This window comes from Allobosea lathyri, from assembly GCF_900108245.1.
Lineage (GTDB): Bacteria > Pseudomonadota > Alphaproteobacteria > Rhizobiales > Beijerinckiaceae > Allobosea > Allobosea lathyri.
On record NZ_FNUY01000006.1, the window covers coordinates 40,047 to 59,234 of the forward strand.

21 protein-coding genes are annotated in these 19,188 nt (G+C 64.9%); 8 read left to right on the forward strand and 13 right to left on the reverse strand.

Features of this window, described 5'->3' with window-relative positions; translation table 11 throughout:
- Window position 1 precedes the first annotated feature (1 nt).
- The 8 genes from C4S73_RS15055 to C4S73_RS15090 all read left to right on the forward strand — a co-directional run bounded on the left by C4S73_RS15055 (window position 2) and on the right by C4S73_RS15090 (window position 7,276).
- Window positions 2–1,399: a nitrous oxide reductase family maturation protein NosD gene (locus C4S73_RS15055; RefSeq protein ID WP_103873347.1), complete on the forward strand. Its 1,398-nt coding sequence runs from the start codon at window positions 2–4 to the stop codon at window positions 1,397–1,399.
- The gene (locus tag C4S73_RS15060; RefSeq protein ID WP_103873348.1) at window positions 1,396–2,316 is read left to right on the forward strand and encodes an ABC transporter ATP-binding protein; all 921 of its coding nucleotides are present in this window, start codon (window positions 1,396–1,398) and stop codon (window positions 2,314–2,316) included. The genes C4S73_RS15055 and C4S73_RS15060 overlap by 4 nt, the downstream gene beginning before the upstream one ends.
- On the forward strand, window positions 2,313–3,143 hold the full coding sequence (locus C4S73_RS15065) for an ABC transporter permease (protein WP_103873349.1): 831 nt from the start codon (window positions 2,313–2,315) through the stop codon (window positions 3,141–3,143). The genes C4S73_RS15060 and C4S73_RS15065 overlap by 4 nt, the downstream gene beginning before the upstream one ends.
- Window positions 3,140–3,730 carry a nitrous oxide reductase accessory protein NosL gene (locus C4S73_RS15070; RefSeq protein WP_103873350.1) on the forward strand — a complete coding sequence of 197 codons (591 nt, stop codon included), beginning with the start codon at window positions 3,140–3,142 and terminating at the stop codon, window positions 3,728–3,730. Before C4S73_RS15065 ends, C4S73_RS15070 begins: the two co-directional genes overlap by 4 nt.
- Window positions 3,731–3,739: 9 nt before the next feature.
- Window positions 3,740–4,738 carry an FAD:protein FMN transferase gene (locus C4S73_RS15075; RefSeq protein ID WP_103873351.1) on the forward strand — a complete coding sequence of 333 codons (999 nt, stop codon included), beginning with the start codon at window positions 3,740–3,742 and terminating at the stop codon, window positions 4,736–4,738.
- Window positions 4,739–4,938: 200 nt separating this feature from the next.
- Window positions 4,939–5,898, forward strand: coding sequence for an ATP-binding cassette domain-containing protein (locus C4S73_RS28920; protein WP_280177602.1), 960 nt, complete (start codon window positions 4,939–4,941; stop codon window positions 5,896–5,898).
- Window positions 5,899–6,117: 219 nt separating this feature from the next.
- Window positions 6,118–6,735: a YqaA family protein gene (locus C4S73_RS15085; protein ID WP_103873352.1), complete on the forward strand. Its 618-nt coding sequence runs from the start codon at window positions 6,118–6,120 to the stop codon at window positions 6,733–6,735.
- 10 nt (window positions 6,736–6,745) lie between these two features.
- Window positions 6,746–7,276, forward strand: coding sequence for a disulfide bond formation protein B (locus C4S73_RS15090; RefSeq protein ID WP_103873353.1), 531 nt, complete (start codon window positions 6,746–6,748; stop codon window positions 7,274–7,276).
- Between the two features lie 112 nt (window positions 7,277–7,388).
- Here the strand turns inward: C4S73_RS15090 and C4S73_RS15095 are convergent, their stop codons facing one another.
- The 13 genes from C4S73_RS15095 to C4S73_RS15155 form a co-directional block, all read right to left on the reverse strand.
- Window positions 7,389–8,597, reverse strand: coding sequence for an amidohydrolase (locus tag C4S73_RS15095; RefSeq protein ID WP_200828026.1), 1,209 nt, complete (start codon window positions 8,595–8,597; stop codon window positions 7,389–7,391).
- A gap of 126 nt (window positions 8,598–8,723) precedes the next feature.
- Complete coding sequence (locus C4S73_RS15100; RefSeq protein ID WP_103873355.1) at window positions 8,724–9,281, reverse strand: HNH endonuclease; 558 nt, start codon at window positions 9,279–9,281, stop codon at window positions 8,724–8,726.
- A 297-nt stretch (window positions 9,282–9,578) separates the two neighbouring features.
- The gene (locus tag C4S73_RS15105; protein ID WP_103873602.1) at window positions 9,579–10,463 is read right to left on the reverse strand and encodes a 3-hydroxybutyryl-CoA dehydrogenase; all 885 of its coding nucleotides are present in this window, start codon (window positions 10,461–10,463) and stop codon (window positions 9,579–9,581) included.
- A gap of 114 nt (window positions 10,464–10,577) precedes the next feature.
- The gene (locus C4S73_RS15110; RefSeq protein ID WP_103873356.1) at window positions 10,578–11,525 is read right to left on the reverse strand and encodes an electron transfer flavoprotein subunit alpha/FixB family protein; all 948 of its coding nucleotides are present in this window, start codon (window positions 11,523–11,525) and stop codon (window positions 10,578–10,580) included.
- A 4-nt stretch (window positions 11,526–11,529) separates the two neighbouring features.
- The gene (locus C4S73_RS15115; protein WP_103873357.1) at window positions 11,530–12,279 is read right to left on the reverse strand and encodes an electron transfer flavoprotein subunit beta/FixA family protein; all 750 of its coding nucleotides are present in this window, start codon (window positions 12,277–12,279) and stop codon (window positions 11,530–11,532) included.
- Between the two features lie 165 nt (window positions 12,280–12,444).
- Window positions 12,445–13,140, reverse strand: a complete 696-nt coding sequence (locus tag C4S73_RS15120) for a rhomboid family intramembrane serine protease (RefSeq protein ID WP_103873358.1) — start codon at window positions 13,138–13,140, stop codon at window positions 12,445–12,447.
- Window positions 13,141–13,210: 70 nt separating this feature from the next.
- Window positions 13,211–13,792, reverse strand: coding sequence for a cob(I)yrinic acid a,c-diamide adenosyltransferase (locus tag C4S73_RS15125; RefSeq protein ID WP_103873359.1), 582 nt, complete (start codon window positions 13,790–13,792; stop codon window positions 13,211–13,213).
- 68 nt (window positions 13,793–13,860) lie between these two features.
- Complete coding sequence (locus C4S73_RS15130; protein ID WP_160115785.1) at window positions 13,861–14,451, reverse strand: acyloxyacyl hydrolase; 591 nt, start codon at window positions 14,449–14,451, stop codon at window positions 13,861–13,863.
- A gap of 226 nt (window positions 14,452–14,677) precedes the next feature.
- Window positions 14,678–14,866, reverse strand: coding sequence for a twin transmembrane helix small protein (locus C4S73_RS15135; RefSeq protein WP_103873361.1), 189 nt, complete (start codon window positions 14,864–14,866; stop codon window positions 14,678–14,680).
- A 190-nt stretch (window positions 14,867–15,056) separates the two neighbouring features.
- On the reverse strand, window positions 15,057–15,929 hold the full coding sequence (locus tag C4S73_RS15140) for an ABC transporter permease (RefSeq protein WP_103873362.1): 873 nt from the start codon (window positions 15,927–15,929) through the stop codon (window positions 15,057–15,059).
- A 208-nt stretch (window positions 15,930–16,137) separates the two neighbouring features.
- A complete protein-coding gene (locus C4S73_RS15145) occupies window positions 16,138–17,184 on the reverse strand; it encodes an extracellular solute-binding protein (protein WP_160115786.1) in 1,047 nt (348 codons plus the stop codon).
- Between the two features lie 56 nt (window positions 17,185–17,240).
- Window positions 17,241–18,299 (reverse strand): ABC transporter ATP-binding protein, encoded by a 1,059-nt coding sequence (locus tag C4S73_RS15150; protein ID WP_103873364.1) that lies wholly within the window; start codon window positions 18,297–18,299, stop codon window positions 17,241–17,243.
- A 21-nt stretch (window positions 18,300–18,320) separates the two neighbouring features.
- Window positions 18,321–19,136 (reverse strand): ABC transporter permease, encoded by an 816-nt coding sequence (locus C4S73_RS15155; protein ID WP_244595613.1) that lies wholly within the window; start codon window positions 19,134–19,136, stop codon window positions 18,321–18,323.
- Window positions 19,137–19,188 lie beyond the last annotated feature (52 nt).

Below are 19,188 nucleotides of genomic sequence, written 5' to 3' on the forward strand. Positions count from 1 at the left end.
CATGCAGTTCGTCCGCACCATCGTGCGCCTGGGGCTGGCGGCATTATTTGCCGCCAGCCTCACCCTGCCTTGCCGCGCAGAACGGATTGTCGTTGCGCCGGGCAGCAAGGACCTTCAATCCGTCATCGACCGGGCGTCCGATGACGACGTCATCGTGCTGCAGAGCGGCGAACATCAGGCGCCCGTCCGGCTCGGCAGGACGCTCGTCCTGGAGGGCGAGCCGGGGGCACTCCTGAAGGGTGTCGGGCGGGGAAGCGTCGTCACGGTTTCGGCTCCGCGCGCCGTGGTGCGCGGCCTCACCATTCGCGGCTCTGGCACTGACGCGGAAAAACTGGACTCGGGCGTGTTCGTGGAGAAATCCGCAACCGGTGCGCTCGTCGAAGGGAACCGGATCGAGAGCAACCTCTACGGAATATACCTGCACGGAGCGGAGAGCTCGATCGCACGGGGCAACACGATCGTCGGCTTCAAGGAAGGTCGCGTCAACGAAGCCGGCAATGGTATCTCGGTTTGGAACGCGACGGGTGCCAAAGTGCTCGACAACGACGTCTCCTTCGGCCGCGACGGCATCTTCTCGATTGCCAGCAAGAACAACGTCTTCAGCGGCAACCGCTTCCGCGACCTGCGCTTCGCGGTCCACTACATGTACACAAATGACAGTGAGATCAGCGATAACGTATCGACCGGGAACACGGTTGGGTTCGCGATCATGTACTCGCATCGGCTGAAGGTCAGCGGCAACGTCTCCGACGGCGACCGCGACCATGGCTTCCTCTTCAACTACGCAAACGGCTCGCACATCAGCGGGAACGCCGTGCTCGGCCGGCTGCAGTCGGCTGAGCGCTGGGCGACATCGGGCATGCGCACGAATGAGGCGCGCGAACACGGCCTGCCGCTGGCCGGCGAGGTCGAACCGCTTGCCGCCGCCGGTGCCCGCAGCGGCCCGGGCAAATGCGTCTTCATCTACAACGCCAATCGGAACCGCTTCCGCGACAACTGGTTCGGGGGCTGCGAAATCGGGATTCATTTCACGGCAGGGTCGGAAGGCAACGAGATCGCCGGCAATGCCTTCGTGAAGAACCAAAACCAGGTGAAATATGTCGGGACACGCTATCTCGACTGGTCGAAGGGTGGTCGCGGCAATTTCTGGAGCGACAATCCCGCCTTCGACCTCAACGGTGACGGCCTTGGCGACAGCGCCTACCGGCCGAACGACCTGATGGACAAGGTGCTCTGGACCGCGCCCCAGGCGAAGGTGCTCGCCAATTCGCCCGCCGTGCAGGTGATCCGCTGGGCCCAGGCGCAGTTCCCGGCCCTGCTGCCCGGCGGGGTGGTCGATAGCCATCCGCTGATGGCGCAGCCGGCACGCCCGAAGCTCGCCCAGGGAGCTCGGCCATGACCGGCACCGTCGAGATCCGCAACGTCTCAAAGCGCTTTGGCAAGCTCGAGGCTGTCCGCGACGTCTGCTTCGAACTGCCGGAAGGCGAGACGATCGCTCTTGTCGGCCATAACGGCGCCGGCAAGACCACGCTGCTGAAGCTCATGCTCGGCCTGATCCGCCCATCGAGTGGGAGCATCAGGGTGCTGGGGGAAGATCCGGCGGCAGGCGAATTCGCTGCGCGCCGCCACCTCGGCTACCTGCCGGAGAACGTGTCGTTCAATTCGGCGCTGACCGGCAGCGAGACCCTCGCTTTCTACGCCCGCCTCAAGCGCGAAAGCAGCGCCGCCGTCGCGCCGCTGCTGGAGCGGGTCGGCCTCAGCCACGCCGCCGGTCGCCGGGTCGGCACCTATTCCAAGGGAATGCGACAGCGCCTGGGGCTGGCGCAGGCGCTGCTGGGCGAGCCGCGCATCTTGCTCCTCGACGAGCCGACCACAGGTCTCGATCCCGCGCTGCGCCAGAGCTTCTACGAGATTATCGAGGAGTTGCGGGGGCACGGCACAATGGTTTTGCTCTCCTCGCATGCCCTGACCGAACTGGAAGAGCGCGCCGGACGTGTGGTGATCATGAACCGGGGCGTCAAGGTCGCCGACGGCAGCCTTGATGAGCTACGCCACATCGCCCGCCTGCCGACGCGCATCCGCCTGAAGGTCGCGGATTCGGGGCTGGCGGACGTTCCATGCTGGCTCGGCCCCCTCGGCGAATGGCGTCGCGTCAATGGGCGCGTGCTCGAGATCGACGCAAGTCCCGATCAGAAGATCGAGTTGCTGCGGCGCGCCACTGCCGTCGGCGCACCGGTCGAGGATGTCGATATCTCGCCGCCGACCCTCGACGAGCTTTACGCTCATTTTCTCCGTTCGCAGGAGGCTCTGCGATGAGGAACATCCTGATCGTTGCCCGCAAGGAGATCCAGGAGGGGCTCCGGAACCGCTGGGTTCTCGCCACGACCCTGCTACTAGCGGCTCTCGCCCTCACGCTCACATTCCTGGGAAGCGCGCCGACCGGAAATGTCGGCGTGCGGGCCCTCGACGTAGTGATCGTGAGCCTGTCCAGCCTCACCATCTTCCTGCTGCCCCTGATCGCCCTGCTGATCTCCCACGATGCCATCGTGGGAGAGATGGAGCGCGGCACCATGCTGCTGCTGCTGAGCTATCCGGTGGCGCGCTGGCAGGTTCTGCTCGGCAAATTCGCTGGGCATCTTGCGATCTTGGCCTTCGCGACCTTGGTCGGATACGGGGCCGCCGCGGGCGCGCTGGTCGCGACCGGAGCTGCCATCGACGCTCAGAGCTGGGCCGCCTTCGCCTTCATGATCGGCTCCTCGATACTGCTCGGGGCCGCGTTCATCGCTGTCGGGTACCTGGTCAGCGCTCTCGTCCGGGAGCGCGGTACGGCGGCCGGCATCGCCATCGGCATCTGGCTCATGTTCGTGCTGATCTACGACATGGCCCTGCTCGGCGTCCTGGTTCTGGATCAGGGACAAACGGTCTCGGGCGTGGCCCTGAACGCGCTGCTGCTGCTCAATCCCACCGATGCCTATCGGCTCTTCAATCTCACCGGATCCGGCAATGTCAGCGCCTTTTCGGGGATGGCCGGTGTTGCGCAAACATCCACTCTGAGTCCGCCGGTTCTCCTGGCTGCGCTCGTAGCTTGGGCACTTGTCCCGCTCATGCTCGCGGCGATCGCTTTCTCAAGGAGAGAACTATGAGGATACTTGCCTTTGCCGCGATCTTATTCGCGGCCTTCGCTCTGACTGGCTGCAACGATCAGAAAGCCGCCGAAGCCCAGCCGCCGCCCCACGAGCTGACGCGGCAGGCAATGGGCCACTATTGCGGGATGAATGTGCTGGAACATCCCGGGCCGAAGGGCCAGATCATCCTCGCGAGCCGGCTCCAGCCGGTCTGGTTCTCGTCGGCCCGCGACACGCTCTCCTTCACCATGCTGCCGGAGGAGGCAAAGGACATCCGGGCCATCTACGTCTCCGACATGGGCAAGGCGCCGAGCTGGGAAGAGCCGGGATCGGCCAACTGGATCGATGCCCGAAAGGCCTCGTTCGTGATCGGGAGCCGGATGAAGGGCGGCATGGGGGCTGACGAAGCCGTGCCGTTCTCGGAGAGGGGCGCGGCGGAGAAATTTGCCTCGGAAAACGGCGGCCGCGTCGTGGCGTTTCCTGAGATGCCGAAGGATTATATCCTTGGCAGCGGTGCTGGGCCAGCAGAGCCGGACGATGGCGAAGGCGGCCGGGACAACGGACAGGCCGCGCCTGCTGTGTCGAAGGCCGGACATCTCGATTAGGGGGCCGCGATGTCTATTCCTCTCTCGCGCAGGCGCTTCATCGGGATCTCCGCCGCCGCGGCCGGGCTGGACCTCCTTCCGTTCGGCGGCAAGGCAGAGGCGCAGGCCCGGTTCGTGACCTGGCAGGGCCGGGTCATGGGCGCTGCCGCGACGCTGCAGATCCACCACCATGACGAGGCCGCTGCACGCCGGCTGATCGAGCGTTCCCTGGCGGAGGTGCGCCGGCTCGAACAGGTGTTCAGCCTCTACCGGGACGATTCGGCACTGTCGGTGCTCAATCGCCAGGGCATGCTCGTCGCGCCGCCGGCCGAGCTCGTGGCGCTTCTGGCGGATTGCCGCCGTTATTTCGAACTAACTGGTGGCGGCTTCGACCCAACGGTGCAGGCGCTGTGGACGCTCTTCCGGGATCACTTCTCCCGACCCGGCGCCGATCCACAGGGCCCGCCGGCACCGGCCCTGCGCGCCGCCCTTGCCCGTGTCGGCTTCGACCGGGTCGGCTTCAACGAGGACCGGATCGTTCTTCACCGGTCCGGAATGGCCCTCACCCTGAACGGTATCGCCCAAGGCTTTGCGACCGACCGGGTCGTCACCCTTCTGCGCCGGGAAGGTATCGAGAGCAGCCTGGTGGACATGGGCGAGAGCCGAGCGCTCGGCGCGCGCCGAGACGGTACGCCTTGGCGGATCGGGGTTGCGGATCCGGACCAGCCCGACCGCTTGGGCACGACGCTGGACGTGGTCGACCAGGCGGTCGCCACATCCGGGGCCTATGGCTTCCGCTTCGACCCTGCCGGACGCTTCAATCATTTGTTTGACCCGCGGACCGGCGCCTGCGCGCACCTGCACAGATCGGTGACCGTCACGACGCCGACCGCGACGACGGCCGACGCCTTGTCCACCGCCTTCAGCCTGATGGCGCCCGAGCGCATCGAACAGGCGCTTCGCCGGCTCGGAGAGGGGCGGGCCGTCATCGTTTCAGCGTCGGGAGAGCGCCTGGAACTCCAGGCTTGAGCTGACTGCTTTCCCGCCCGCCGCAGGGCCAGCCATCTCGCCGCGGAAATCCCGTGCGTCAACCAGGCCGGAACAACCGGCCTCCGACGGATTGAGCTTCCGAACCCACCGACGATCAACAAAAGCGCAGAGCCATCCTCGCAAGGTACGGCGTGCCGTCTTCGCCATCGCCGGAGCAATCGCGATGACATGTTCAATCATTGAAATTCGACAAGGATCCCAGCTTTTCCCTCCCGCAACCCTGCTCGGCGCTGGACGTCACGATCCAGCCGCAGATTCTCGAGTTCATCAAGGATCTTCAGAAGGAAGAGGGCATGGCGATCCTCTTCGTCGCCCGCGACATGGGCGTGGTCGCCGAGACCGCCGACCGGACCGTGGTGATGTACAATGGCGAGGTAGTAGAGGCCGGTACCACTGCCGATATCTTCCGACAGCCGCAACATCCCTACACCAAGGCGCTGCTCGCGGCGGTGCCGAAGCTCGGCTCTATGAACGGCCGTGCGCGGCCCATGCGCTTCCCGATCGTGGATCGCAGTACCGGCACGTCGGACATTCCCACGGAGGTGCCGGACACCGTGAAGGACCAGGAGCGCCCCCTCCTTCAGGTCAGCAATCTGACGACGCGCTTTCCAATCCATTCCGCCATCCGCGGCCGGATCACGGGCCGGGTCCATGCGGTCGAGAACGTCTCCTTCAGCGTCCAGGCCGGCGAGACGCTGGCGCTGGTCGGCGAATCCGGCTGCGGCAAGTCGACCACCGGGCGCTCCTTGCTGCGGCTGGTCGAACCGGAGGCCGGTTCGGTCCGCCTCGACGGCGTGGATGTGCTGAAGCTGGGCGCCGACAAGCTGCGCGAGCAGCCCAGGCGCATCCAGATGATCTTCCAGGACCCGTTCGGCAGCCTCAACCCCGCGACACGGTCGGCGCAGCGATCGCCGAACCGCTGGTCATCCACGGCCTCACCGCACCGGCAGGCGAGGGACAAGGTCGCGGACCTGCTGGAGCGGGTCGGGCTGCAAGCAGCCGTGAACGGCCATGCGTCCAGCATAACGAGAGCCGCAAAGCGCACTCTCTCACCGCCGTACCTGCTCCTTCGCTGTGCACCTATTCTGCACCTAGACCAACCAAGCCGCGGTGCACTCGTCGCATTACAATCGGTATAAGTAACTCAAATCTAAAGAGAAACGGGGCGTCGCGGCATTCTGTCTCTTGGTAGACAAACCACTTTTTGAGTCGAGCGCGTCTACCAATTCCGCCACAGGGGCCCCTTGCGGGCGGGGCGGACTATAGCGATCGATCGTTCGCGGTCAATCTGCCGTGATGCAGTGAAAAACAGCATTCGACAGATGGACGCGCCAATGCCCTGCCGCTAGAGCAGCGGCATGATCAAGCGCCTTTACGAATGGACCATGTCGCTGGCCGCAAGGCCGCGAGCCGCGCTCTGGCTGGCAATCGTCGCCTTTATCGAAAGCTCGTTCTTCCTGATCCCGGCCGATGTGCTGTTCGTGCCGATGGCGCTGGCGCGCCCGGCCCGGGCCTATCGCCTGGCCCTGATCGCGACAGTGTTCTCCACGCTTGGCGGCATCGCCGGCTATGCGCTCGGATATTATGCCTTCGAGGCGCTCGCCAAGCCGGTGCTGGCCTTCTACGGCAAGCTCGGAGCTTTTGAGGCGCTGCAGGCTTGCGTCCACGGCGACAAGCAGCTGCTTTTGATGCTGCTCACCACCTCTGGGCTGGCGCATCTGCCGCCGATCAAGGTCGTGACCATCCTGGCCGGCGCCGCCCATATCGGCCTCGCCTTCTTCGTGCTCTCCTGCATCCTGGCGCGCGGCGCCCGCTTCTTCGCGCTGGCCTTCCTGCTGCGGCGCTATGGCGAGACGATCCGCCATTTCATCGAACGTCGCCTGAAAGTGATCGCCGCCGCGGCCGCCGCAGCGCTGATCCTGCTTTATTTCGGCCTCAAGCTGGTTGCAGGGTCTGGGCAGTTTCTCTCCTGCTGAGCCCGAGCCCATGACGTCCTCATCCATCGACGTAGCGCGACGCGCAGAGCGCGTCGTTTCGCCCTCCCGGTTGATTTTGCTGATCGGGTTGGCCTGCCTCGCGCTGATCGCGGGGGCGTGGTTCTTCGAGCTGGTCTGGGGCCTCAGGCCCTGCAAGCTGTGCCTCGAACAGCGCCTGCCGCATTATGCCGCGATCGGACTCGCCTTTGCCGGGCTCGTGCTGGCCCGGTCGACCCGGCTGCAATGGTTCGTCTTGCTCGGACTGGCGGGGCTGATGGCGTGGAGCACCTGGCTTGGCTTTTATCATTCTGGCGTCGAATGGGGCTGGTTCATCGGTCCCAACGATTGCGGCGGAGCCGCAGGCCCTGCTGCGCCCGGCGTTCAGGACTTCATGAAGCAGTTGCAGACGACGCGTGTCGTCGCCTGCTCCGAGGCCGCCTGGCGCTTCCTCGGACTGTCGCTTGCAGGCTGGAACGCGCTCGCGTCGCTTGGCCTGCTGGTTGCGGCGCTGTACGGGCTGGCCCGCGGGCAGCGCGCTTAGAGCGTACCGCGTTTAGGTTGATCTCGGTGGTCATCCCGGGTCTCCGCGGCTAAAGCCGCTTGTCCGGGATGACCCGCCCTCTGATTCCACCTGAGCGTATCAAGCTCTAAAATCAGGCCGCGGCGGCCTGCCAGCCCTGCCCGAGCTCTTCCTTGACGATATTGACCCAGTAGCGGACGCCGTCGGGGATGATCTCGTCGTTGAAATCGTAAAGCGGGGTGTGCAGCCCCTTGAAGCTGCCATCCGCCTCGACGCCATTGCCTATCCGCATGAAGGCGCCGGGCCTGATCTGCATCATCTCGGCGAAGTCCTCGCCGCCGGTTCCGGGCCTCAGGCTGCCATTGACCTTGGCTGCGCCGACCGCGTTCGTGGCCGCCGCAAGGGCCACCAGGACCTGGTCCGCCTGATTGAGCAAGGCACTGGGCCCACGATGATAGGATGCCTCGGCGGTGCAGCCCCAGGCCTGCGCGGTGGCCGTGGCGAGCTCGGCGATGCGGCGCTCGATCAGGGCGCGGACGTCCGGCGAGTAGCTGCGGGCCGTGCCGCCGATCACGAGTTCGGACGGCACGACATTGGACGCTTCGGTCGAGCCGGCATGGACATAGCCGACGCTGATCACCGCCGTATCGAGCGGAGCGATATTGCGGCCGACGATGCCCTGCAGGCCGAGCACGAAATGGGCCTGGGCATAGGTGATGTCGGTCGAGAGATGCGGCTGGGAGCCGCCATGTCCGCCAACGCCGCGGAATGTCACCGCCCAACTGTCGGCGGCCGCCAGCATCGGCCCGTTGCAGGTTCCGAAGCTCGAGGCGGCCATGCCCGGTGAGTTGTGCAGGCCGTAGATGGCATCGCAGGGGAAGCGCTCGAACAGCCCGTCCTGCAGCATCGCGACCGCACCGCCGCGACCTTCCTCGGCCGGCTGGAAGATCAGGTTCAGCGTGCCGCCGAAATCGGGATTGGCGGCGAGATAGCCGGCCGCGCCGAGCAGCATCGTGGTGTGCCCGTCATGGCCGCAGGCATGCATCCGTCCGGGATGGCGTGAGGCGTAGGGCAGGCCGGTCTCCTCGTTCAAGGCGAGGCAGTCCATGTCGGCACGCAGGCCCACCGCGCCCTGGCCGGGCTTCCGGCCCCGGATCACGCCGACGACACCGGTGCCGCCCACGCCCTCGGTGACCTCGACGCCCCATTCGCGCAGCTTTGCCGCGACCAGGGCGGCGGTGCGATGTTCCTCGAGGCCGAGCTCCGGATGAGCGTGAATGTCGCGTCTGATCGCGGTCAGCTCCGCATGGTGCTGATCGAGCCACTGGTCCAAGCCGGTCATCATCGTCCTCTGAGGCAGGTGTCCGCGGTCATGCGCAGGACTCTGCCGTCATGGGCAAGAATCGGCCGTCACGCGCAAAACTCTGCCGCAGATACAAGACAGTGCCTGCCCGGTCGTCAAGCCGGCTCACGGCTCCAGCTCGGAATCCCAGTAGAGATAATCGAGCCAGCTTTCGTGCAGATAGTTTGGCGGGAAGAGCTTGCCGTTGCGGTGCAGGTCGTTGACCGTCGGCGCGAAGGGCTTCTGCATCGGCAGCATGTCGACGACCATCGGCATCTTGTCGCCCTTGCGCAGATTGCAGGGCGAGCAGGCCGCCACGACATTCTCCCAGGTCGTCAGCCCGCCCTTCGAGCGGGGAATGACATGATCGAAGGTGAGGTCGTCGCGGGAGTTGCAGTACTGGCAGGAGAAACGGTCGCGCAGGAAGACGTTGAAGCGCGTGAAGGCCGGAGTGCGCGAAGGCTTGATGTAAGTCTTCAGCGAGACGACCGAGGGCAGCCGCATGTTGAAGCTGGGACTGTGCACTATAGTGTCGTATTCAGAAACTATGTTCACGCGGTCCATGAAGACCGCCTTTATCGCGTCCTGCCAACTCCATAAGGAGAGAGGATAATAGCTCAGGGGCCGAAAATCGGCATTAAGGACCAGCGCCGGGCAACCGTCCGGCGAGGCCATCGGATGCATTACATGCGCCGTCAAACCCGCCGCACCTCCGCTTCGTCAAACGGGACGAATCCCGCTCGGACATCAATGTAAGCGCGAGACGACAGGAATGTGAAGAGCGTGCGGCGTTACTATGTGCGGTTATGGCGCAAGCGATTTCATGATGGGATCAACACCCCTGTCATCCCGGGCGACCGAAGGGAGACCCGGGATCCATTCCCGAGCACCATTCGTTCGCGATCCGGCATGGATCCCGGGTCTTCGCTCCGCTTCGCCCGGGATGACGGCGTAATTTCTTGCGTTAGCGAGGCTTTGCTATCAGCGCGTCGGAACCGGCTTTTCGCCGCGATAATCGTAGAAGCCGCGCTTGGCTTTGCGGCCGAGCCAGCCGGCCTCGACATATTTCACCAGGAGCGGGCAGGGGCGGTATTTCGAATCGGCCAGGCCGTCATGGAGCACCTGCATCACGGAGAGGCAGGTATCGAGGCCGATGAAGTCGGCGAGCTGCAGCGGACCCATCGGGTGGTTGGCGCCGAGCTTCATCGCCGTATCAATCGCCTCGACGGAGCCGACGCCCTCATAGAGCGTGTAGACCGCTTCGTTGATCATCGGCAGCAGGATGCGGTTGACGATGAACGCCGGGAAATCCTCGGATACCGAGACCGTCTTGTGCAGCTTGCCGACGAACTCCTTGGCGAGCTCGAAGGTCTGGTCGTCGGTGGCGATGCCGCGAATCAGCTCGACAAGCTGCATGATCGGCACGGGGTTCATGAAGTGAATGCCGATGAAGCGCTCGGGCCGGTCGGTCGCTGCGGCGAGCCGGGTGATCGAGATCGACGAGGTGTTGGAGGCCAGCATCGTCTCCGGCTTGATGTGCTGGCAGACGGCGGTGAAAATCTTGCGCTTGGTCTCTTCGCTTTCGGTCGCGGCCTCGATGACGAGATCGCAATCGCCGAGGCCTTCGAGCTTCGGTGCGGCGACGATCTTGGCCATGGCGTTGCGGCGGATCTCGTCGCCGATCGCGCCCTTGGCGACCTGCCGGGCCATATTGCCGTCGATGGTCGCCAGCGCTGCCTTGATGCGCTCCTCGGCGACGTCATGGAGCCTGACGTCGAACCCGGCGACGGCCGCGACATGAGCGATGCCATTGCCCATTTGGCCTGCGCCGATGATGCCGATCGTCCTGATCGTCTGGTCCGACATTGTCTGATCCATCTTTAGGTGGCGCCGCTCCGGATTCGGAAGGCGGCGCGGGCCGCCTTAGCGGCAGCCCGGTTGTCATGTGTAGCGGCGCACCTGCGCGCCCAGCTTGCGAGCCTATTTGCCGAGCTTGGCGAGTTCGGCGTCGAGCTCGGGGAGGATGGTGAAGAGGTCGCCGACGAGGCCGTAATCGGCGACCTGGAAGATCGGCGCCTCCTCGTCCTTGTTGATGGCGACGATGACCTTCGAGTCCTTCATCCCGGCGAGATGCTGGATCGCGCCGGAGATGCCGACCGCGATGTAGAGATCGGGCGCCACGACCTTGCCGGTCTGGCCGACCTGCCAGTCATTGGGCGCATAGCCGGCATCGACCGCGGCGCGCGAGGCGCCCATGGCCGCGCCCAGCCGGTCGGCGACAGGCTCGATCACCTTGGTGAAGTTCTCCGAGGAGGCCAAAGCGCGCCCGCCCGAGATGATGATCCTGGCCGAAGCGAGCTCCGGACGGTCGGATTTGGCGACCTCCTCGCCCTTGAAGGTCGAGAGGCCGGCATTGCCGGCGGCTGCGACCGTCTCGACCGGGGCTGCGGCGCTGCCGTCGCCGGCGGCCGCGAAGGAGGCGCCGCGGATGGTCAGGACCTTCTTGGCATCGCTCGACTGCACGGTCTGGATGGCGTTGCCGGCATAGATCGGCCGCTCGAACGTGTCGGGAGAGATGATTTTGGTCACTTCCGAGACCTGCATCACGTCGAGCAGGGCGGCGACGCGCGGCATCACGTTCTTGCCGGTCGTGGTGCCCGGCGCGACCAGCGCGTCATAGGGGCCGGCCAGCGAGACGATGAGGTCGGCCAGCGGCTCTGCGAGACGATGCTCATAGGCCGCGTCGTCGGCGAGCAGCACCTTCTCGACGCCATCGAGCCTGGCTGCCGCATCGGCCACAGCCTTGGCATTATGCCCGGCGACCAGCACATGCACGGGCGCGCCCAGCGCAATGGCTGCGGTCAGCGCCTTGCGGGTGGCTTCGTTGAGGGTGTTGTTGTCGTGTTTGGCGAGAAGCAGCGTCGTCATGATCTCAGAGAACTCCTGCTTCGTTCTTCAGCTTGGAAACCAGCTCGGCGACGGAGCCGACCTTGACGCCGGCCGAGCGTCCCGCCGGCTCGCGCGTGTTCAGCACCTTGAGACGCGGGGCGACATCGACGCCAAGCGCCTCGGCCGTGGTCTCGTCGAGCGGCTTCTTTTTCGCCTTCATGATGTTGGGCAGCGAGGCGTAGCGCGGCTCGTTCAGGCGCAGATCGGTGGTGACGATCGCCGGGAGCTTCAGGCTGACCGTCTGCAGGCCGCCATCGACTTCGCGGGTGACGTCGACGCTGTCAGCGCCCAGCGCGACCTTCGAGGCGAAGGTGCCCTGCGACCAGCCCAGCAGCGCCGCCAGCATCTGGCCGGTCTGGTTGGCATCGTCATCGATCGCCTGTTTGCCGAGGATCACGAGCTGCGGGCTTTCCTGCGCCACCAGCTTCTGCAGCAGCTTGGCCACCGCCAGCGGCTCGACCACGCCATCGACCTTCACGAGGATGCCGCGATCGGCGCCCATCGCCAACCCGGTGCGGATCGTCTCGGCGGCCTGCGCCGGGCCGATCGAGACCACGACGACCTCGGTCGCCTTGCCGGCTTCCTTCAGGCGCAGCGCCTCTTCGACCGCGATCTCGTCGAAGGGGTTCATCGACATCTTCACATTCGCAAGCTCGACGCCAGAGCCGTCCGCCTTCACGCGGATCTTAACGTTGTAGTCGACAACCCGCTTCACGGGCACAAGGATCTTCATCGTCAAATCACCGTTCAGAAGAGATCAAATACGGGGCCGCGCCGCGTCGATCGGCGGGTGGACGGCATCGCGGCTCTCGGCTGGAATGCGGAGGGACCGTAACGACGCCCGTTTGCGCTTGTCAACGCCGCCAGGGTTACGGCGGGGATGGCAAAACCGCGCTGCTCACCCACGGGCAACACGTCCGAACAGGGTGACGCCGCGATGGATGAAGAACGGCGTCAGGGCCGCTCCCGTGGCCAGCCCTCCCAGATGCGCCCACCAGCCGACATTGCCTTGCGGATCGAAGACCGCGGCGACGATCTGGAACAGGATCCAGCCCCCGAGCGCATACATGGCCGGGACATGCAGGGGGATCCATTTGAAGGCGAGGCCCCAGATCCGGACCTGCGGGTAAAGCATCAGATAGGAGGCGATCACGCCCGAGATCGCGCCCGACGCGCCGATCAGCGGCTGCTCGGAGGCCGGGTTCATCAGCGCGTGCAGGACCGAGCCGCCGAGGCCGCAAATGAAGAAAAACAGCACGAAGCGCAGATGGCCCATCGCATCCTCGACATTGTCGCCGAAGACCCAGAGGAAGAGCATGTTGCCGACCAGATGCGCGAAGCTCGCATGCAGCAAGATGTTGGTGAACAACGTCAACAGGACCGGAGCCTGCAGCAGGCTTTCAGGCAGTTGCGCGGTGCCGAACAGGACGGACGGGATCATGCCGAAGCCCGCCATGATCGCGATGTCGCGTTCGCCATGGGAGGACAGGGCCATCACGACCTGCAGGATGATGCAGACGCAGACCAGGGCGTAGGTGATATAGGGCGTGCGCATGAAGCGAAGCGGGACGCCATCATGCAGGGGCACGAACATCGCGGGGTCCTAAAATGAGCCTGGGCAGCATCGATGCGAAAAGCCGGTTCTCACTTTTTCGTATCCGATTCTAGCGGTTCTGTCCGGGAATCCAGAGCACGTCGCCACCGGCTTTGGCATTGAGGAAGCGCGAGGCGACGAACAGGAAATCGGACAGACGGTTGATGTATTTCAGGGCTGGCGGCGCCACGATCTCGTCAGGCGTCTGCGCGAGTTCCGTCATCAGCCGTTCGGCCCGCCTGCTCACCGTGCGTGCGAGATGGAGGTGTACGGCACCCGGCGTGCCGCCGGGCAGGACGAAGGAGCGCAGCGGCGCAAGCGAAGCATTCAGCGCGTCGATCTCCGCCTCGATTCGGTCGACCTGGGCCTGCGCGATGCGCAGGGGCTCGAAAGCCAGCGACTTGCCGGTGTCGGGGGTCGAGAGATCGGCGCCGAGATCGAAGAGGTCATTGCTGATGCGGCCGAGCATGGCGTCGACATCGGCGTCTTCGCTGGATGTGTGAAGCCTGGCCATCCCGATACAGGCATTGGTCTCGTCGACCGTACCGTAGGCTGCGACCCGCAGATCGAATTTCGGCCGGCGCGGGCCGGTCGTGAGCCCGGTCGTGCCATCGTCGCCGGTGCGGGTATAGATGCGGTTGAGCTTGACCATGACCGCGTTATAGCGCGGCGCTGCGGCAACGGAAGCGGTCTTATCGACTACCCTGCGGGGCGCCGCTGTCAGAACGTGTAGCCGAGGCGTGCGCCGACATTGGCGGGGCCGCGCGGCTTGTCGGTATCGGAGCAGCCGGCGGCGCTGAAGTGCTCAAGCGTGGCGACGAGGCTCCAGCGATCGCTGAGGCGCACGCCCAGAGCGGCGGCCTCGCGCGTGCCGGCATTGCAGCCGACATTGAGCCGGTTTTCCGGAATGATCGGCCCGGTCTTGCCGTCGTTCAGGGCGGCGCCGAGGCTCGCCTCGACGAAGACGGTCTTGGTCAGGTCGACCGTCCAGGTCGCCCCGGCATAGGCATAGCGCGTGCCGTTCAAATTGATGCTGGAGCCGAGATTGAAGCGCGGCACGAAAGTCGCGGCGATCCGGTCGTTCAGGGTGAAGACGCGGGGGGTCAGAACCTCGCCGCTGAAATTGAGCAGCCCGCTTTCCCGGCCGCCGGGATTGGCGACGGCGCCGCCGACACGAGCCTCCCAGGAGGGGGGACGTGGCTCGGTTGCCGGGGCGTAGCTGGAGACTCCGGCCGGAAGAGGCTGAGACTGCGCCCAGGACGAGGAGGCAGCCAGAAGGCCGGCAAGGAGCGGCAACGCAACGCGAACCATGGGCGATGTATTCTTTTTGTCGGCGAGGTGAGCGTTAACGAAGCACATAGACTCGTGTCTGGAATATGGCGACGACGTTATCATGACGTTGCGTCAACGATTCGATCGCGCAGTTATCCACGGCAAATCAAGAGCTTGCTCGCGCGGGCCGTACGCCTTTGATTTCGCATCGGCTTCTTCCGAAAACCGCATTCCACTTTTCGGGCCGATGCGCCAAGGCCGCAGTTCAGCCGCTGCGCCACCACATCACGAAGACGATGATCAGGATCGCGACGAATTGCAGCACGACCCGCAGCCGCATCAGCTTCTGCGAGGTGTTGGCGCTGCCGCCGCGCAGCATGTTGCCGAGCCCGAGCAGAAGCACCAGGGCGACGGCGCCGAGCGCGATGGGGACGAGGGAGTTTGAGAGCGTCATGGACGAAGGCTTAGAGCATCGGCCCGAAAAGTGGAATGCGGTTTTCGGGAAAAGCCGATGCAAAAACAAAGAGCTAGATCATCGGCACGGATACGATATCCGGGTCGATGGTCTTAGAGCCAGGCGTGGCGCTTGACCAGTATGCCGGATGTCGGAGCTATAGCGGCCAAGCGCCACAGCCCTTTTGCGTTCACCGATAGCGCCGCTGCACGATGAGATGCGCCGCGACGGTCAGCAGGATGGTGGCGGTCATCAGGATGAAGGAGATCGCGCCGCCGAAGGGCCAGTTGTTCTGCTGCGCGAACTGGCCGTAGACCAAGGGTCCCATCATCTGGAATTTCGGTCCCCCGAGCAGCACCGGCGTGGCGTAGGCGTTCATCGCCAGGATGAAGGTCAGGATCGTGCCCGCGAGGATGCCGGGCAGCGCGAGCGGCCAAAGCACGCGGCGGAACATGGCCGAGGGGCCGGCGCCCAGGCTGAAGGCAGCTTCCTCGACATTGCGCGGAATGCCCTCGATCACGCTTTGCAGGGTCAGCACCATGAAGGGCAGATTGACCGCGATGATGCCGATCAGAACAGCCGTTTCGGTGAACATGATTTCGATGGGCTGGTCGATCAGGCCAAGCCCCATCAGCGAGGCGTTGAAGGCGCCGCGATTGCCGAAAACGGTCATCCAGCCGGCGGCACGCACGGCGTTGCCGACGAATAGCGGCAGCACGATCAGCATGACCAGCAGGTTCTTGAAGCGGCTCTGGGTGCGCGCGATCACATAGGCCAGCGGGAAGCCCATGATCAGGCAGGCAAGCGTGCAGATCACCGCGACGCGCACCGTGCGGACGAGCACGTTGATGTAATAGGGGTCGGTGAAAAACTTGACGTAGTTCTCGATCGTCAGCCCGTCGACCATGAACTGGCCGGGGATGAACTGATTCAGCGAATAGCGGAACAGGATCGCAATCGGGCCCAGCAGCCCGATCGCGACGAAGATGGTCGCGGGGACGACGAGCGCGCCGGCAAGTCCGGTGCGCGCGCCTGCCACGGCTTCGGGAGCGGCGGTGCTCATGGGTTCCACCCGTCATGGTCGGGCTTGTCCCGACCATCCACGTCTTCGAGGCCAACCACCCCTTGCGACTGCTTGCTGATCGAGCAAGCGCGCAGCCACAAGACCGCGCAGCCACCATCCACGTCGCAAGACATGGATGGTCGGGACAAGCCCGACCATGACGGGAGTGGGGCAACGCTCATGTAGGCGCGTCTCGATCGTTGCACGATCAGCTCTTGAAGACCTTGTCCCACCACTCCTTCATGGCGGAATCGTTCTTGGCGAGGAAGCCGTAGTCGAGGTCCTTCAGGGTCCGCTCCTCGGCTTCGGTAAAGCCGATGCGCTTTTGCAGGTCGGGGGCGACGTTGAGGCCGGTGACGGTGCCGTTATAGCCCATATCGACGGCAAAAGCTTCCTGCGGAGCCTTTTCCAGCATCGCATTCATATAGGCGTAGGCGTTCTCCTTGTTGGGCGCGTTTTTCTGGATGACGAAGCCGGAGACATAGGCCGGGATGCCTTCGACGGGCGAGACGGCCTCGCAGGGGATGCCCGCATTCTGCCACTGCACGACGCGCGCCTTCCAGATCGCGCTGATGCCGACTTCCTCGTTCTTCATCGCCTGGGCGAAGGCCTCGTTGGTCGGGTAGACGCGGGCGCCGGCCTTCTTGACCGCCATCAGCATCTCCTTGGCCTTATCCATGTCGTTCATGTCCTTGCCGCCGGTCGCGGCCATCGAGGCAGCGACCATGATGGCCTGGTACTGGATGTCGATGAAGCCGATCTTGTTGCCGTGCTTGGGATCGAGCCAGTCCTTGAAGCCGGTCGGGGCCGGGGAGATGATCTTGGGATTGTAGATCACCACATTGCCGGAATAGATGTGCCCGATGCCGTAGGGGTATTTCATCGTCGGCAGCAGGTTCTTGGCATTGGGGATCTTGGAATAGTCGAGCGTCTCGACCACGCCAGCCTCGTTCATCTCGTACATATTGGCGGCCGAGAGGCCCTGGACGTCGACCGTGCCACGCGGCAGGCGGCGTTCGGCGACCATCTTGGCGCGGCGGGGCGCGTCGCCGGCCTGATCCTGCAGCACCTCCATGCCCTTGGGCTTGAGGATGGGTTCGTCGATATTCTTGGTCAGGAGCCGGGCATAATCGCCGCCCCAGGTGCCGATCACGACCTTGCCGGCAGCCTGCGCATGAACTGCGCCGCCCAACGCCGGAAGCAGGGCCGCCGCAACGGCGCCTTTCAGGATGTCCCGCCTGTCGAATGTCGTCATGATTTTATTCTCCCCTGTTGGACGCCGACGAGGCGTCATGTCGTCTTTGCAAAAATTCAGTCTTCGCGCGGATAGACCAGCCCGGCGTCCTGCCCCCAGCCGATCGTGATGGTCTCGCCCGGCTTGGGTTCGGCCGCGCCCTGGCGGTTGGGGATCTGCAGCAGCATGCGGTCGTGCTCGGAGAGGCTGACATGGATGTCGAGCAGGGCACCGAGATAGGAGGCATGCTCGACCTTGGCCTCGAATCTGTTGGCACAGCCGGCGGCCTCGTCGGCGACGGCGATCCGCTCCGGGCGCAAGGCGAGGGTGGCTGCGCCGGTTGCTGTGGCAGCGCCGCAGGCGATATCGAGCCCGCCCTTGGTACGGAAGCGGCCGGGCGCCGCGATCTCGCCATCGAGGAAGGCGCTGCGGCCGATGAAGCCGGCGACGAAGCGGTCGGCGGGTTTTTCGTAGAGCTCGCGCTGGGTGCCGATCTGCCGGACCTGGCCCTTTTCCATCACCACCAGACGGTCCGCCATGGTCAGGGCCTCTTCCTGGTCGTGCGTCACCATGATCGTGGTCAGGCCGAGCTTGCGCTGCAGGTCGCGGATCTCGACGCGGACCTCCTGCCGGAGCTTGGCGTCGAGGTTGGAGAGCGGCTCGTCGAGCAGCAGCACGTCCGGCTCCATGGCGAGCGCGCGGGCCAATGCGACGCGCTGTTGCTGGCCGCCCGACAGCTGGCGCGGATAACGTTCGTCGAAGCCGGCGAGCTGAACCAGCCGCAGCGCTTCTGCCACGCGGGGCCCTCGATCGGCCGGCGACACCTTCCGCATTTCCAGGCCGAAGGCGACGTTTTCCGCCACGGTCATGTGAGGGAACAGAGCGTAGCTCTGGAAGACGAGCCCGCAATTGCGCTTCCAGGGCGGCAGGGTGGTGACGTCGCGCGTGCCGATCGTCAGCTTGCCGGCGCTGGGCGGCACGAAGCCTGCGACCATGCGCAGGGTCGTGGTCTTGCCGCAGCCGGAAGGGCCGAGCAGCACGAGGAATTCGCCATCGGCGATATCGATGGTGACGTCGTCGACGACGGTGAGATCGCCGTATTTCTTGTTCAGATGCTCGATCGAAAGGCGTGCCATCGTTATTGTTCTACCATCGCTTCAGACCACCCGGCTTAGTTTGACGTAGCGGTCGGTGATGATCATGGCGGCTCCGATCAGCACGATCTGGATGACCGAGGCCGCGGCGACCGTCGGATCGATCTTCCATTCGAGATATTGCAGGATGGCGATCGGCAGCGTGATCCGGCCCGGTCCGACGAGGAACAGGCTCATTTCGAGATTGCCGAAGGATGTGACGAAGCCGAACAGGCCGGCCGCGACGATGCCCGGCCTGATGCTCGGCAGCGTGATGCGCCAGAAGGTGGTCAGCGGCCCGGCACCGAGATTTTGCGCGGCTTCCTCGATGCTGCGGTCGGAGCCCTGCAGGCTCGCCGTGACCAGTCTCACCACCCAGGGCACCACCACCAGCGTGTGCGCGGCGACGAGCCCGGCGAGCGAGCCGAGCAGCGGCAGGCCGGTGGCGATCTCGGTCTCGATCTGGAAGACGTAGAGCGAGGTGCCCAGCACGATGCCGGGCATCACCAGCGGCAGCAGCAGGAGCGTGTTGACCGCAGGGCCGAGCGCGATGCGATGGCGCACCAGCGCAAGGCTGGCGGGAACGCCGAGCAGAAGCCCGATCAGCGTCGCCAGCACCCCGACCTGAAGGCTGAGTACGAAGCCTTCGACGAAATTCTTGTTGCCGGGGACCGCCGAAAACCATTTCAGCGAATAGCCTTCCGGCGGGAAGGACGGGATTTCCTGCCGGAAGAAGGCGAGCCAGGTGACGAAGATCAGCGGTAGCAGGATGAAGCCGAGCGACAGGCCGGCCGCGCCGTTCAGGGCCATGCGGCCGAAACTGGTGCGGGGCGTGCTCAAACAGTAGCTCCCAGCGATCGCGTCTGGCGGGTCATCAGGGCGTCCTCTGCGT

Excerpts from the sequence above, each read along its gene's own strand:
- C4S73_RS15100 (WP_103873355.1), bottom strand. The coding sequence starts at position 9,281 with ATGCATCCGATGGCCTCGCCGGACGGTTGCCCGGCGCTGGTCCTTAAT.
- C4S73_RS15140 (WP_103873362.1), bottom strand. The coding sequence starts at position 15,929 with ATGAGCACCGCCGCTCCCGAAGCCGTGGCAGGCGCGCGCACCGGACTT.
- C4S73_RS15120 (WP_103873358.1), bottom strand. The coding sequence starts at position 13,140 with ATGTTCGTGCCCCTGCATGATGGCGTCCCGCTTCGCTTCATGCGCACG.
- C4S73_RS15070 (WP_103873350.1), top strand. The coding sequence starts at position 3,140 with ATGAGGATACTTGCCTTTGCCGCGATCTTATTCGCGGCCTTCGCTCTG.
- C4S73_RS15150 (WP_103873364.1), bottom strand. The coding sequence starts at position 18,299 with ATGGCACGCCTTTCGATCGAGCATCTGAACAAGAAATACGGCGATCTC.
- C4S73_RS15145 (WP_160115786.1), bottom strand. The coding sequence starts at position 17,184 with ATGACGACATTCGACAGGCGGGACATCCTGAAAGGCGCCGTTGCGGCG.
- C4S73_RS15110 (WP_103873356.1), bottom strand. The coding sequence starts at position 11,525 with ATGACGACGCTGCTTCTCGCCAAACACGACAACAACACCCTCAACGAA.
- C4S73_RS15075 (WP_103873351.1), top strand. The coding sequence starts at position 3,740 with ATGTCTATTCCTCTCTCGCGCAGGCGCTTCATCGGGATCTCCGCCGCC.
- C4S73_RS15060 (WP_103873348.1), top strand. The coding sequence starts at position 1,396 with ATGACCGGCACCGTCGAGATCCGCAACGTCTCAAAGCGCTTTGGCAAG.
- C4S73_RS15115 (WP_103873357.1), bottom strand. The coding sequence starts at position 12,279 with ATGAAGATCCTTGTGCCCGTGAAGCGGGTTGTCGACTACAACGTTAAG.
- C4S73_RS15135 (WP_103873361.1), bottom strand. The coding sequence starts at position 14,866 with ATGACGCTCTCAAACTCCCTCGTCCCCATCGCGCTCGGCGCCGTCGCC.
- C4S73_RS15095 (WP_200828026.1), bottom strand. The coding sequence starts at position 8,597 with ATGACCGGCTTGGACCAGTGGCTCGATCAGCACCATGCGGAGCTGACC.
- C4S73_RS15055 (WP_103873347.1), top strand. The coding sequence starts at position 2 with ATGCAGTTCGTCCGCACCATCGTGCGCCTGGGGCTGGCGGCATTATTT.
- C4S73_RS15125 (WP_103873359.1), bottom strand. The coding sequence starts at position 13,792 with ATGGTCAAGCTCAACCGCATCTATACCCGCACCGGCGACGATGGCACG.
- C4S73_RS15085 (WP_103873352.1), top strand. The coding sequence starts at position 6,118 with ATGATCAAGCGCCTTTACGAATGGACCATGTCGCTGGCCGCAAGGCCG.
- C4S73_RS15090 (WP_103873353.1), top strand. The coding sequence starts at position 6,746 with ATGACGTCCTCATCCATCGACGTAGCGCGACGCGCAGAGCGCGTCGTT.
- C4S73_RS15130 (WP_160115785.1), bottom strand. The coding sequence starts at position 14,451 with ATGGTTCGCGTTGCGTTGCCGCTCCTTGCCGGCCTTCTGGCTGCCTCC.
- C4S73_RS15105 (WP_103873602.1), bottom strand. The coding sequence starts at position 10,463 with ATGTCGGACCAGACGATCAGGACGATCGGCATCATCGGCGCAGGCCAA.
- C4S73_RS15065 (WP_103873349.1), top strand. The coding sequence starts at position 2,313 with ATGAGGAACATCCTGATCGTTGCCCGCAAGGAGATCCAGGAGGGGCTC.